The organism is Streptomyces thermodiastaticus, assembly GCF_014656135.1.
Classification (GTDB): domain Bacteria; phylum Actinomycetota; class Actinomycetes; order Streptomycetales; family Streptomycetaceae; genus Streptomyces; species Streptomyces thermodiastaticus.
In genome coordinates this window covers 14,474-27,871 of record NZ_BNBV01000026.1, presented here as the reverse complement: position 1 = coordinate 27,871, position 13,398 = coordinate 14,474, and the positions used below count along the sequence as shown (strand labels likewise).

General features: G+C 71.5%; 13 protein-coding genes. 12 read left to right on the top strand and 1 reads right to left on the bottom strand.

Annotated elements, in window-relative coordinates; translation table 11 throughout:
- Positions 1 to 18 precede the first annotated feature (18 nt).
- The 10 genes from IE286_RS21235 to IE286_RS21190 all read left to right on the top strand — a co-directional run bounded on the left by IE286_RS21235 (position 19) and on the right by IE286_RS21190 (position 10,350).
- The gene (locus IE286_RS21235; protein WP_189798361.1) at positions 19 to 969 is read left to right on the top strand and encodes a glycosyltransferase family 2 protein; all 951 of its coding nucleotides are present in this window, start codon (positions 19 to 21) and stop codon (positions 967 to 969) included.
- A complete protein-coding gene (locus IE286_RS21230; protein ID WP_189798360.1) occupies positions 969 to 1,379 on the top strand; it encodes a GtrA family protein in 411 nt (136 codons plus the stop codon). Before IE286_RS21235 ends, IE286_RS21230 begins: the two co-directional genes overlap by 1 nt.
- Before the next feature lie 134 nt (positions 1,380 to 1,513).
- The gene (gene argC, locus IE286_RS21225) at positions 1,514 to 2,542 is read left to right on the top strand and encodes an N-acetyl-gamma-glutamyl-phosphate reductase (protein WP_189798359.1); all 1,029 of its coding nucleotides are present in this window, start codon (positions 1,514 to 1,516) and stop codon (positions 2,540 to 2,542) included.
- Complete coding sequence (gene argJ / locus IE286_RS21220) at positions 2,539 to 3,690, top strand: bifunctional glutamate N-acetyltransferase/amino-acid acetyltransferase ArgJ (protein ID WP_189798358.1); 1,152 nt, start codon at positions 2,539 to 2,541, stop codon at positions 3,688 to 3,690. Before argC ends, argJ begins: the two co-directional genes overlap by 4 nt.
- Complete coding sequence (argB, locus tag IE286_RS21215) at positions 3,687 to 4,595, top strand: acetylglutamate kinase (RefSeq protein ID WP_189798357.1); 909 nt, start codon at positions 3,687 to 3,689, stop codon at positions 4,593 to 4,595. Before argJ ends, argB begins: the two co-directional genes overlap by 4 nt.
- On the top strand, positions 4,592 to 5,794 hold the full coding sequence (locus IE286_RS21210; RefSeq protein ID WP_189798356.1) for an acetylornithine transaminase: 1,203 nt from the start codon (positions 4,592 to 4,594) through the stop codon (positions 5,792 to 5,794). The genes argB and IE286_RS21210 overlap by 4 nt, the downstream gene beginning before the upstream one ends.
- A gap of 19 nt (positions 5,795 to 5,813) precedes the next feature.
- Positions 5,814 to 6,356, top strand: a complete 543-nt coding sequence (locus tag IE286_RS21205) for an arginine repressor (protein WP_189798355.1) — start codon at positions 5,814 to 5,816, stop codon at positions 6,354 to 6,356.
- Positions 6,357 to 6,576: 220 nt separating this feature from the next.
- The gene (locus IE286_RS21200) at positions 6,577 to 7,770 is read left to right on the top strand and encodes an argininosuccinate synthase (protein ID WP_189798354.1); all 1,194 of its coding nucleotides are present in this window, start codon (positions 6,577 to 6,579) and stop codon (positions 7,768 to 7,770) included.
- Between the two features lie 124 nt (positions 7,771 to 7,894).
- Positions 7,895 to 9,322, top strand: coding sequence for an argininosuccinate lyase (gene argH / locus IE286_RS21195; RefSeq protein ID WP_189798353.1), 1,428 nt, complete (start codon positions 7,895 to 7,897; stop codon positions 9,320 to 9,322).
- 56 nt (positions 9,323 to 9,378) lie between these two features.
- On the top strand, positions 9,379 to 10,350 hold the full coding sequence (locus IE286_RS21190; protein ID WP_189798352.1) for an aldo/keto reductase: 972 nt from the start codon (positions 9,379 to 9,381) through the stop codon (positions 10,348 to 10,350).
- Positions 10,351 to 10,476: 126 nt separating this feature from the next.
- On the opposite strand, the gene IE286_RS21185 is transcribed toward IE286_RS21190, so the two are convergent.
- Positions 10,477 to 11,148: a lysophospholipid acyltransferase family protein gene (locus IE286_RS21185; protein ID WP_189798351.1), complete on the bottom strand. Its 672-nt coding sequence runs from the start codon at positions 11,146 to 11,148 to the stop codon at positions 10,477 to 10,479.
- A gap of 335 nt (positions 11,149 to 11,483) precedes the next feature.
- Here IE286_RS21185 and IE286_RS21180 point away from each other — a divergent pair, with 335 nt between their 5' ends.
- A complete protein-coding gene (locus tag IE286_RS21180; protein ID WP_189798350.1) occupies positions 11,484 to 12,725 on the top strand; it encodes a glycerophosphodiester phosphodiesterase in 1,242 nt (413 codons plus the stop codon).
- Positions 12,726 to 12,866: 141 nt separating this feature from the next.
- The gene (locus IE286_RS21175) at positions 12,867 to 13,373 is read left to right on the top strand and encodes an RNA polymerase sigma factor (RefSeq protein ID WP_189798349.1); all 507 of its coding nucleotides are present in this window, start codon (positions 12,867 to 12,869) and stop codon (positions 13,371 to 13,373) included.
- The last annotated feature ends 25 nt before the right edge of the window (positions 13,374 to 13,398 follow it).

The window sequence follows — 13,398 nt, the reverse complement described above, 5'->3', positions numbered from 1 at the left end:
CGGGGAGAAACCACCGCCATGCTCATCTCGATCGTCGCGCCCTGCTACAACGAGGAAGACGTCATCGAACGCTTCCACGCCGAGGTCCAGAAGGTCGCCGACGTCCTGCTGCCGCTCGGCCACGACATGGAGTTCGTGTACGTCGACGACGGCAGCCGCGACCGCACCCTCGCCCTGCTGCAGCAGCTCGCCGACCGCGACGGGCGCGTGCGCTATGTCTCCTTCAGCCGCAACTTCGGCAAGGAGGCCGCGCTGCTGGCCGGGCTGCGGCACGCCTCCGGCGACTCGGTGGTCGTCATGGACGCGGACCTGCAGCACCCGCCGGAGCTGATCCCGCGCATGGTCGAACTGCGCGGCGAGGGCTACGACCAGGTCCTCGCCCGGCGCAGCAGGCGCGGCGACCGCATCACCCGCACCCTCACCGCCCGCCTGTACTACCGGCTGGTCAACCGGCTCGTCGACGTCGAACTGGTGGACGGGGTAGGCGATTTCCGGCTGCTGTCGCGGCGCGTGGTGGACGCGGTGCTGGCCCTGACCGAGTACAACCGGTTCTCCAAGGGCCTGTTCGCCTGGGTCGGTTTCCCCAGCACCACCTTCGAGTACGAGAACGCCACGCGTGAGCACGGCCGCAGCTCCTGGACGCTGAAGTCACTGCTCAACTACGGCATCGACGGGGTGCTGTCGTTCAACAACCGGCCGTTGCGCGCCGCCCTGCACCTGGGCATGGGCCTGCTGCTGTGCGCCGGGGTGTACACCGCGTGGATCGTGGTGGCCGCCCTCCTCAACGGCGTGCAGACCCCCGGCTATGTCACCATCATCACCGCCGTCACCGCGCTCGCGGGGGTGCAGATGGTGATGCTCGGCGTCATCGGGGAGTACACCGGCCGGATCTACTACGAGGTCAAAGGCCGTCCGCACTTCCTGGTGAAGGCGACCAACGTGGAACGGACGAAAGACCTCATTCCCTGATGCGTACCGCGATGACCCGCCCGATGCCGCGGCAGATCGTCACCTTCGCCGTGGTCGGTGTCATCAACACCGGCACGTACTACGGCCTTTATCTGGTGCTCCTGCTGCGCCTTCCCTATCTCCTCGCGCACGTGCTCGCGTTTCTCCTCAGCATGACCGGGTCGTTCTTCCTCAATGCGCGTTTCACCTACCGGACGCGGCCGACCCTGCGGAAATTCCTGCTGTTCCCGCTGACGAACGCCGCGAATTTCCTCATCACCACGGCGGGTGTGTACGTGATCGTCGACGTGCTGCACGCCGGAAGCCGCTTCGCGCCCCTGATCGCCTCGGCCGCGGCGATCCCGGTGACCTTCGTCCTCTCCCGCTGGATCATGCTGCCCAAGGCCGACCCCGCCGAGGAAGCCGCCTGAGCGGCGCCGAGAGGAGAGGTGAACGGCGCCGAGGCCGTACGGCCGTACGAACGGCACCAGGAAGCCGGTCCTGTGCACGACATTGCATAAACGTGCATCGATACGTATAGTCATGCCATCGAGGAGGAGGGTTCATGGCTGTACGTGCGGCGGTCGCCGGAGCGAGTGGATACGCGGGCGGAGAGGTGCTGCGACTGCTGCTCGGGCACCCCGAGGTCGAGATCGGCACCCTGACCGGCAACTCCCACGCCGGCCGGCGGCTAGGCGAGCTGCAGCCGCACCTGCTGCCGCTCGCGGACCGGGTGCTCGACGAGACCACGCCCGAGGCGCTCGCCGGACACGACGTCGTCTTCCTCGCCCTGCCGCACGGACACTCCGCGGCGGTCGCCGAGCAGCTCGGCCCCGACGTCCTCGTCGTCGACCTCGGCGCCGACTTCCGGCTGCGGAACCCGGCCGACTGGGAGCGCTTCTACGGCTCCCCGCACGCCGGCACCTGGCCCTACGGCCTGCCCGAACTGCCGGGCGCCCGCGCCGCGCTGGAGGGGTCCAAGCGCATCGCGGTGCCCGGCTGCTACCCCACCGCCGCCTCCCTCGCCCTGGCTCCGGCGTACGCCGCGTCCCTGATCGAGCCCGAGGCCGTGATCGTCGCCGCCTCCGGCACCTCCGGCGCGGGCAAGTCGCCCAAGCCCCATCTGCTGGGCAGCGAGGTCATGGGCTCGATGTCCCCCTACGGCGTCGGCGGCGGCCACCGGCACACGCCCGAGATGATCCAGAACCTCAGCGCCGCGGCCGGCGAGCCGGTCACCGTCTCCTTCACCCCCACCCTCGCGCCGATGTCCCGCGGCATCCTCGCCACCTGCAGCGCGCGTGCCCGCGACGGCGTCACCGCCGACGCCGTGCGCGCCGCCTACGCCAAGGCCTACGCGGACGAGCCGTTCGTGCACCTGCTGCCCGAGGGGCAGTGGCCGGCCACCGCCGCCGTGTACGGCTCCAACGCGGTGCAGCTCCAGGTGGCCTACGACCCGGCCGCGCACCGCGTCGTCGCGATCAGCGCCATCGACAACCTGACCAAGGGCACCGCCGGCGGTGCCGTGCAGAGCATGAACATCGCCCTGGGGCTCCCCGAGGAGACCGGGCTTTCCACGATCGGAGTCGCACCGTGAGCGTCACGGCAGCCAAGGGATTCCAGGCGGCGGGCATCGCTGCCGGGATCAAGGACAACGGCAACCCGGACCTGGCCCTCGTGGTCAACACCGGCCGCCGCCGCGCCGCCGCGGGCGTTTTCACCTCCAACCGGGTCAAGGCCGCGCCGGTGTTGTGGTCCGAGCAGGTGCTCAAGACGGGCCGGCTCACCGCGGTGGTCCTCAACTCCGGCGGCGCCAACGCCTGCACCGGCCCCAAGGGCTTCCAGGACACCCACGCCACCGCCGAGAAGGCGGCCGAGGTGCTCGGCGTCGGCGCCGTCGAGGTCGCCGTCTGCTCCACCGGGCTGATCGGCGTGCCGCTGCCGATGGACAAGGTCCTGCCCGGTGTGGAGACGGCCGCCGCGGCCCTGAGCGAGCACGGCGGCGAGAAGGCCGCCATCGCCATCAAGACCACCGACACCGTGCACAAGACGGCCGTCGTCACCCAGGACGGCTTCACCGTCGGCGGCATGGCCAAGGGCGCGGGCATGCTCGCCCCGGGCCTGGCCACCATGCTGGTCGTGCTCACCACGGACGCCGACGTCGACAGCGAGATCCTGGACCGGGCGCTGCGCGCCGCCACCCGGGTCACCTTCGACCGCGTCGACTCCGACGGCTGCATGTCCACCAACGACACCGTGCTGCTGCTCGCGTCCGGCGAGAGCGGCATCACCCCCGAGTACGCCGAGTTCGCCGAGGCCGTGCGGGCCGTGTGCGACGACCTCGGCCGGCAGCTGATCCGGGACGCCGAGGGCGCCAGCAAGGACATCAGGGTCGAGGTGATCAACGCCGCGAGCGAGGCGGACGCCGTGGAGGTGGGCCGCTCCATCGCCCGCAACAACCTGCTCAAGTGCGCCGTCCACGGCGAGGACCCCAACTGGGGGCGGGTGCTGTCCGCGATCGGCACCACCAGCGCCGTCTTCGAACCCGACCGCTTGAACGTCGCCATCAACGGCGTATGGGTCTGCAAGAACGGCTCGGTCGGCGAGGATCGGGAGAAGGTCGACATGCGCTACCGCGAGGTGCACATCGTCGCCGACCTCGCCGCCGGGTCCGAGACCGCCACCATCTGGACCAACGACCTCACCGCCGACTACGTCCACGAGAACAGCGCCTACTCCTCATGACCACCACCCGTAAACACACGGCACTGCCCAAGGCGAAGATCCTCATCGAGGCGCTGCCCTGGCTGACCCGGCACCACGGCAAGATCGTCGTCATCAAGTTCGGCGGCAACGCCATGGTCGACGAGGACCTCAAGGCCGCCTTCGCCCAGGACGTGGTGTTCCTGCGGCACGCCGGCCTCAAGCCCGTCGTGGTGCACGGCGGCGGCCCGCAGATCAGCGCCGCCCTGGACCGGCACGGCATCGTCAGCGAGTTCAAGGCGGGCCTGCGCGTCACCACCGAGGACGCCATGGACGTCGTCCGGATGGTGCTGGCCGGGCAGGTGCAGCGGGAGTTGGTCGGGCTGCTCAACCAGCACGGCCCGTTCGCCGTCGGCCTCACCGGCGAGGACGCGCACACCATGACCGCCACCAAGCACACCCCCGAGATCGACGGCGCACCGGTCGACATCGGACGGGTCGGCGAGATCACGCGGATCGACACCGGCGCGATCGAGGCGCTGCTCGCCGACGGCCGCATCCCGGTGGTCTCCTCGATCGCCCGTTCCGAGGACGACGGACATGTCTACAACGTCAATGCTGATACGGCGGCTGCGGCACTCGCTGCGGCACTGGGCGCCGAGACCCTCATGGTCCTCACCGACGTCGAGGGCCTCTACGAGGACTGGCCGGACTCCGACGAGGTGATCAGCCGCCTCACCGCGAGCGAGCTGGAAAAACTGCTGCCGGAGCTGTCCAGCGGGATGGTGCCCAAGATGGAGGGCTGCCTGCACGCCGTGCGGGGCGGAGTGAAGACGGCCCGCGTCATCGACGGCCGGGTCCCGCACTCGATCCTGCTGGAGATCTTCACCGACGAGGGCATCGGCACCATGGTCGTGCCCGACGACGACACCGAGGGGGAGTCGTGACCGACCGGGACACGAGTGCCGGCCAGGACCTGACCGCGCGCTGGCAGGGCGCGCTGATGAACACCTACGGCACGCCCCGGCTGCCCCTGGTGCGCGGCGAGGGGGCCCGGCTGTGGGGCGCCGACGGCAAGGAGTACCTCGATTTCGTGGGCGGCATCGCCGTCAACGCGCTCGGCCACGCCCACCCGGCCGTCGTCGAGGCGGTGACCCGGCAGATCTCCACCCTCGGGCACGTCTCCAACCTGTTCATCGCCGAGCCGCCCGTCGCGCTCGCCGAGCGGCTGCTGCAGCTGTTCGGCCGGGACGGCCGGGTGTTCTTCTGCAATTCCGGTGCCGAGGCCAACGAGGGCGCGTTCAAGATCGGCCGGCTCACCGGCCGCCGCCACATGGTCGCCACTCAGGGCGGCTTCCACGGCCGCACCATGGGCGCGCTCGCGCTGACCGGGCAGCCCGGCAAGCAGGAGCCGTTCCTGCCGCTGCCCGGCGAGATCACCCACGTCCCCTACGGCGACGCACAGGCGCTGGCCGCCGCGGTCACCGAGGAGACCGCCCTGGTGATCATCGAGCCGATCCAGGGCGAGAACGGCGTGGTGCCGCCGCCCCCCGGCTACCTCAAGGCCGCCCGCGCGATCACGGCCGCCACCGGCGCCCTGCTCGTCCTGGACGAGGTGCAGACCGGCGTGGGCCGCACCGGGCACTGGTTCGCCTACCAGGCCCACGAGGGCGTGCTCCCGGACGTCGTCACGCTCGCCAAGGGACTCGGCGGCGGCCTGCCGCTCGGCGCCACCGTCGCCTTCGGCCGCGCCGCCGGCCTGATGGGGCCCGGCCAGCACGGCACCACCTTCGGCGGCAACCCGGTGGCCTGCGCCGCCGGACTGGCCGTGCTGGACACCATCGAGGCCGAGGGACTGCTGGAGAACGTCAAGCGCCAGGGCGAACGGCTGCGCGAGGGCGTGACGGCGCTGGGGCACCCGCTGGTCTCCCGCGTCCGGGGTGCGGGACTGCTCCTGGGTATCGTGCTCACCGGGCCGCACGCGCCGACGGTGCAGCAGGCGGCCCAGGATGCCGGTTTCCTGGTGAACGCGCCCGCCCCCGACGTCGTCCGGCTGATGCCGCCGCTGAACCTCGGCGACGACGCGGTGGACGCCTTCCTCGGAGCCCTGCCCGGCATTCTGGACAAGGCCGTAGGGGACGGATGAGCCGGAGACTGAGACGACGATGAGCCAGGCGCAGGACAACGGGAACGCCACCGCCGGGCCGGCCGTGCCGCACACCCGCACCGCACGCCACCGCCGGATCGTGGACATCCTCAACCGGCAGCCGGTGCGCTCGCAGAGCCAGCTGGCCAAGCTGCTCGCCGACGACGGGCTGAGCGTCACCCAGGCGACACTCTCCCGCGACCTGGACGAGCTGAACGCGGTGAAGATCCGCAACACCGACGGCGACCTCATCTACGCGGTGCCCAGCGAGGGCGGCTTCCGCACCCCGCGCGCGCCGCTGGGGGAGTCCGCCAAGGAGGAGCGGATGCGGCGGCTCTCGCAGGAGCTGCTGATCTCCGCGGAGGCCTCGGCCAACCTCGTGGTGCTGCGGACCCCGCCGGGAGCCGCGCAGTTCCTCGCCTCGGCCATCGACCAGGCCGAGCTGCACGACATCCTGGGCACCATCGCCGGCGACGACACCGTGCTGCTGATCAGCCGGGACCCGGCCGGAGGGCAGCCTCTGGCCGACCATCTGCTGCGGCTGGCGCAGAACGCACACTGAGCCCCGGGAAACGGAAGACAGGCGGCCCGGCCGGCCGGGCTTCACGCGCGGGCGGGCGTACCGAGAGCGGTACGCCCGCCCGCGCGTTTTCCGTGGTCCGAGCCGTCCGTTCGCCCGCCGCGCCGTCCCGTGCGCCGACGCGTCACCGGCGCGGATTGACGAACCATGCAGAGTTCTGCATACTCATGCATGTCAGCGAATGCAGTGTGAGGAGAAACCCGTGACCGAGCGCGTCGTACTCGCCTACTCAGGCGGTCTGGACACCTCCGTCGCCATCGGCTGGATCGCCGAGGAGACGGGCGCCGAGGTCATCGCCGTTGCGGTCGACGTCGGCCAGGGCGGCGAGGACCTGGACGTCATCCGCAAGCGCGCGCTCGCCTGCGGTGCCGTGGAGGCCGAGGTCGCCGACGCCAAGGACGAGTTCGCCGACGAGTACTGCCTCCCGGCGATCAAGGCCAACGCCCTCTACATGGACCGCTACCCGCTGGTCTCCGCGCTGTCCCGGCCGGCCATCGTCAAGCACCTGGTCGCCGCCGCCAAGAAGCACGGCGCCACCACCGTCGCCCACGGCTGCACCGGCAAGGGCAACGACCAGGTCCGCTTCGAGGCCGGCATCGTCGCCCTCGCCCCCGACCTGAAGTGCATCGCCCCGGTCCGCGACTACGCCATGACCCGCGACAAGGCGATCGCCTTCTGCGAGGCCAAGGGCCTGCCCATCGCGACCACCAAGAAGTCCCCGTACTCGATCGACCAGAACGTCTTCGGCCGGGCCATCGAGACCGGTTTCCTGGAGGACATCTGGAACGCCCCGATCGAGGACATCTACGAGTACACCTCCAACCCGGCCACCCCGCGCGAGCCGGATGAGGTGATCATCACCTTCGACAAGGGCGTCCCGGTCGCCATCGACGGCAAGCCCGTCACCGTCCTCCAGGCCGTCCAGCAGCTCAACGAGCGCGCCGGTGCCCAGGGCGTGGGCCGGATCGACATGGTCGAGGACCGTCTCGTCGGCATCAAGTCCCGCGAGGTCTACGAGGCGCCCGGCGCCATCGCCCTGATCACCGCCCACCAGGAGCTGGAGAACGTCACCGTCGAGCGCGAGCTGGCCCGCTACAAGCGGCAGGTCGAGCAGCGCTGGGGCGAACTGGTCTACGACGGCCAGTGGTTCTCCCCGCTCAAGCGCGCCCTGGACGGCTTCATCGAGGAGGCCAACGAGCACGTCTCCGGCGACATCCGGATGACCCTGCACGGCGGCCGCGCGGTCGTCACCGGCCGGCGCTCCGAGCAGTCCCTGTACGACTTCAACCTGGCCACCTACGACACGGGCGACACCTTCGACCAGTCCGCCGCCAAGGGCTTCATCGACATCTACAGCCTGTCGTCCAAGATCGCGGCCAAGCGCGACCTCGCCTGACCCGCGCATCCCCCGTGCCCGGCTACGGGGTTCCCCCTCACGGCACAGCCTGACAGCCGCCTCCTCGCCTGCGAACAGACGGGGAGGCGGCGGCACATCCGCACCTTTCCTAGGAGTGACCCGAGTGAGCAGCAACAGCGGTGACGTACGGCTCTGGGGCGGCCGCTTCGCCGACGGACCCGCCGAGGCCCTGGCGAAGCTGTCCGCGTCCGTCCACTTCGACTGGCGGCTCGCCCCCTACGACATCGCCGGCTCACGCGCCCACGCGCGGGTGCTGCACACGGCGGGGCTCCTCACCGAGGACGAGCTGACGAGGATGCTCGACGGGCTCGACCGGCTCGAGGCCGACGTCGCCTCCGGCGCGTTCACCGGCACCGTCGCCGACGAGGACGTCCACACCGCCCTCGAACGGGGCCTGCTGGAGCGCCTCGGCCCCGAGCTGGGCGGCAAGCTGCGCGCCGGCCGCTCCCGCAACGACCAGATCGCCACCCTGTTCCGGATGTACCTGCGCGACCACGCCCGGATCATCGGCGGACTGATCGCGGACCTGCAGGACGCCCTGATCGGGCTGGCCGAGGCCCACCCGGACGTGGCCATGCCCGGCCGCACCCACCTCCAGCACGCCCAGCCGGTGCTCTTCGCCCACCACGTCCTCGCCCATGTGCAGGCGCTGTCCCGGGACGCCGAGCGGCTGCGCCAGTGGGACGAGCGCACCGCCGTGTCCCCGTACGGCTCCGGCGCCCTGGCCGGCTCCTCCCTCGGCCTGGACCCGGAGGCCGTGGCCCGGGACCTCGGCTTCGAACGCGGCAGCGTCGGCAACTCCATCGACGGCACCGCCTCCCGGGACTTCGTCGCGGAGTTCGCCTTCATCACCGCGATGATCGGCGTGGACGTCTCACGGATCGCCGAGGAGATCATCATCTGGAACACCAAGGAGTTCGGCTTCGTCACCCTGCACGACGCCTTCTCCACCGGCTCGTCGATCATGCCGCAGAAGAAGAACCCGGACATCGCCGAGCTGGCGCGCGGCAAGTCCGGCCGGCTGATCGGCAACCTGACCGGCCTGATGGCCACCCTGAAGGCGCTGCCGCTGGCCTACAACCGTGACCTGCAGGAGGACAAGGAGCCGGTCTTCGACTCCTGCGACCAGCTGGAGGTGCTGCTGCCCGCCTTCACCGGGATGATCGCCACGCTGACCGTGCACCGCGAGCGCATGGAGGAGCTCGCCCCGGCCGGTTTCTCCCTCGCCACCGACATCGCGGAGTGGCTGGTCAAACAGGGCGTGCCGTTCCGGGTCGCGCACGAGGTGGCCGGCGAGTGCGTCAAGGTCGCCGAGGCCGAGGGCAAGGAACTGGACGAGCTGACCGACGAGCAGTTCGCGAAGATCTCCGCCCATCTCACGCCCGAGGTCCGCACCGTCCTCGACGTGCCCGGTGCCCTGGCTTCCCGCGACGGCCGCGGCGGCACCGCACCCAGCGCGGTCGCCGTGCAGCTCGCGGAGGTCAAGGCGGACGTGGCCGCCCAGCACGCGTGGGCCGACGCGAAGAAGTGACGCCCGGGCACGGCGGGTTACCGTGGGGCACACGTGTGAACCGAACGGAGCCCGCCATGCCCTTCGCCCGACTCGCCGCAGCCGCCACCCCCACCAGCCGACTCGGACTCGGCCTCGCCGCCGTCGGGCGCCCCGGATACATCAACCTCGGCCGGGACCGTGACCTTCCGGCCGAGCGCACCGTCGACGCCCTGCGCGCCCGCACCCACGAGCTGCTGGACGCCGCCTACGCGCAGGGCGTCCGCTACATCGACGCGGCCCGCTCCTACGGCCGCGCCGAGGAGTTCCTCGCCGACTGGCTGCGCGCCCGCCCCGAGTACGACGACGTGGTGATCGGCAGCAAGTGGGGCTACACCTACACCGCGAACTGGACCACCGACGCCGAACGGCACGAGGTCAAGGACCACAGCCTGGCCACCTACGAGCGGCAGCGCGCCGAGACCGCCGCCCTGCTCGGCGACCGGCTCGACCTGTACCAGATCCACTCGGTGACCCCGGACAGCCCGGCCCTGACCGACCGGGCGCTGCACGCCCGCCTCGCCGAGGCGGCCGGACAGGGTCTCACCATCGGTTTCTCCACCAGTGGTCCCGCCCAGGCCGACGCGATCCGCGCCGCCCTGGAGGTCACCGTGGACGGCGCGCCGCTGTTCCGCACCGTGCAGTCCACCTACAACGCCCTGGAGACCTCCGCGGGCGACGCGCTCGCCGAGGCGCACGACGCCGGGCTCACCGTGATCGTCAAGGAGGGCATGGCCAACGGGCACCTGGCCGGGCCGCACGCGCCCGAGGCCCTCCGGGCCGTCGCCCGGGAGACCGGCCACAGCTGCGACGCGGTCGCGCTGGCGCTGATCCTCAGCCGCCCGTGGGCCGGGGTCGTCCTCTCCGGTGCGGCGACCGTCCCCCAGCTGACGTCCAATCTGAGCGCCGCCGCCGTTGCCCTGGACGACGACCGGCTCGACCGTCTCGCCCGTCTCGCCGAGGACCCCCGCGACTACTGGGCGCGGCGCGGACAGCTGCCCTGGCACTGACCCGCACGCGCCGGCCCCGCGTTCCGTACGGATCCTCGTCCCGGTGCACGTGTGGTCCCGTCCGCGACGCGCACGCCCCGGACGGGACCACGATCGACAGCCGGCCCGGCCCGGACCGGGAAGACCTCAGGCAGCCTTGGCCTTGGTGGCGTACATGTCCACGTACTCCTGGCCGGACAGCCGCATGACCTCCGCCATCACCGAGTCGGTCACGGCCCGCAGCACATAGCGGTCGCGGTCCATGCCCTCGTAGCGGGAGAACTCCATGGGCTTGCCGAAGCGGACGGTGACCTGGCACGGCCGCGGCATGCCCGCACCGCCCGGCTGGATCTTGTCCGTGCCGATCATGGCGAACGGCACCACCGGGGCGCCGGTCATCAGCGTCAGCCGCGCGATGCCGGTGCGGCCCCGGTACAGGCGGCCGTCGGGGGAGCGGGTGCCCTCGGGGTAGATGCCGAAGACCTTGCCCTCCTCCAGGATCCGGCGGCCCGTCATCAGCGCCGCCACACCGCCCTTGCCGCCGTCGCGGTCGACCGGGATCATGCCGACGCCGGTGAAGAACCATGCCATCAGCCGGCCCTTGAGCCCCTTGCCGGTGACGTACTCGTCCTTGCCGATGAAGAAGACCTGACGGTCGCAGACCAGCGGCAGGATCATCGAGTCGATGAACGTCAGATGGTTGCCGGCCAGGATGACCGGACCGTCACCGGGGATGTGCTCCGCGCCCTCCACCCGAGGCCGGAACATCAGGCGCAGGACCGGGCCGAGTACTGCCTTCAGGAGCGCGAAGCGGGACAACTGGCCCTCCGGTGTCCAGGATTCCTTATGAGTCTGTGCAGGTGAGGACGATACTCGGGGCACGGGCCTTCGTGCACGTCGGGCGCACCGGCTCTCACTCACGGTTGACGTGCGCTCACCTGCGCATCGACACCGTCCTACGATGCCGGACCGTTCCGGCGCTGTGACGGAGATTACGTGCCGTCCCCCGTCCTGGCCGCGCCCGTCCGCGGCGGCGGGCTGCCGTCCGTGCGACACCGGCACGCGGCCTGCTGTTCGGCGCGCTGTCTCCCGGATGTCATGCCCACGCACCTACGATCGCCCCGCACGGACGACACGAGTGGCAGGAGGCGGTCATGGCAGCGCAGCAGCCGCAGGAGCACACCGGGACGCACGAGGCCGGCGGTGACAGGGTGACAGGACGGGCCGGCCGCGGATCCGGCGCGACGGGGCGCCGGGCGCTGCTGGGCGCCGCGGTGCTCGGGGCCTCCGCCGCCGTCCTCGGCGTGCCCGGCACGGCCGCGGCCGCCGGCCGGGAGAGCGCGGCCGGCCACCGGGGCGGCGGGCTGGCGAGCCTGCCCGTCCCGACGGTCATCGGCCACCGCGGCGCCAGCGGCTACCGGCCCGAGCACACCTTCGGCTCCTACCAGCTCGCCCTGGACATGGGCGCCCACATCGTCGAGGCCGGCGACCTGGTGCCCACCAAGGACGGCCACCTGGTGTGCCGGCACGAGCCGGAGATCGGCGGCACCACGGACGTCGCCGACCACCCCGAGTTCGCCGACCGGAAGACCACCAAGAACCTCGACGGGGTGCCCACCACCGGCTGGTTCACCGAGGACTTCACCCTCGACGAACTGAAGACCCTGCGCGCCGTCGAACGCGTCCCCGGCAACCGCCCGCACAACACCCTCTACAACGGCCGCTGGGAGATCCCCACCTTCGAAGAGGTCCTGGCGTGGCAGGACGAGCAGACCCGCACGCGGGGCCGGCAGGTGTGGATCTACCCGGAGCTGAAGCACCCGACCTACTTCCGCGCCCAGGGCATCGACCTGGAGAAGCAGGTGGCTGCCGTGCTGCGCCGGCACGGCAAGGACAAGAAGAACTCGCCGGTGATCCTGCAGTCCTTCGAGCCGACCGCCATCCAGCGGATGCGCAGGCTCGTGGGCAACCCGCTCGTCGTGCTGCTGGACGCCGCCGGCACCCGCCCCTACGACTTCGTCGCCACCGGTGACCCGCGCACCGTCGACGACCTCGTCACCCCCGCCGGACTGAAGGAGATCGCCGGCTACGCCCAGGGCATCGGCCCGACCGTGGACCTGATCATCCCCAAGGACGCCGACGGCAACCTCACCGAGCCCAGCACCCTGGTCCGTGACGCGCACGCCGCGGGGCTGATCCTGCACCCGTACACGGTCCGCGACGAGAACCCGTTCCTGCCGCCGGCCCTGCGCAAGGGGAGCGACCCGGACGCCTACGGCGACGTGTTCCGTCTCTTCCAGGCGTACTTCGCCACCGGCATCGACGGCATCTTCACCGACAACCCCGACACCGGCCTGCTCGCGCGGGAGGACTTCCTCGCCCGCCGGGGCGCCTGACGCGGCTCCGGTACCGCCCGGCGTCCCGGCCGCCGGAGCCGCACCGCACCGGCGTCAACCAGCCGCTCGGTTCGCCCCACACGGGGGTGAACCGGCGGTCGTCCGGGCAACCCGGGCCGGGACGGGGGCGTCGTGCCGCATATGACGCACGACATGCTCGCCGCCCTGCGCCCCCTGCTCCGCGCCGAGGCCTGCGCCGAGGCGCACGCCGCCGGAGCGGAGCCGGGCGACCTGGAGCAGGCGGTCTGGCTGCGCCTGCTGGAGCGCCTTGAGGCGGACGGTCCGCCGCGCGACCCGCACAGCTGGGTGCGCAAGGCCGTCCGCTTCGAGGCTCGCCGCACCCGACGCACCGTCAGCGTCGAACGCCCCTACGGCCAGGAGCCCGCCGACGACGGCGAACGCGGCCCCGAGCAGATGGTCCTGGCCGCCGCCCGCCGCCACGCCCTGCGCCGGGCGGTGCGCCGGCTGCCGGGCCGCTGCCCGCGTCTGCTGGAGGCGCTGCTGTCGCCCCGGGACCTCACATACCGGGAAATCGCACGGGAGTTGGGTATCTCACAGGGCAGTCTCGGTCCGGAACGTTCCCGATGTCTGGGATGTCTGCGACGTTTGCTGTCGTCGGAGGTTGCGGCCCGCGAAGTGCGGGGATAGGAGTGAGGGACGACCGGTGATCAGG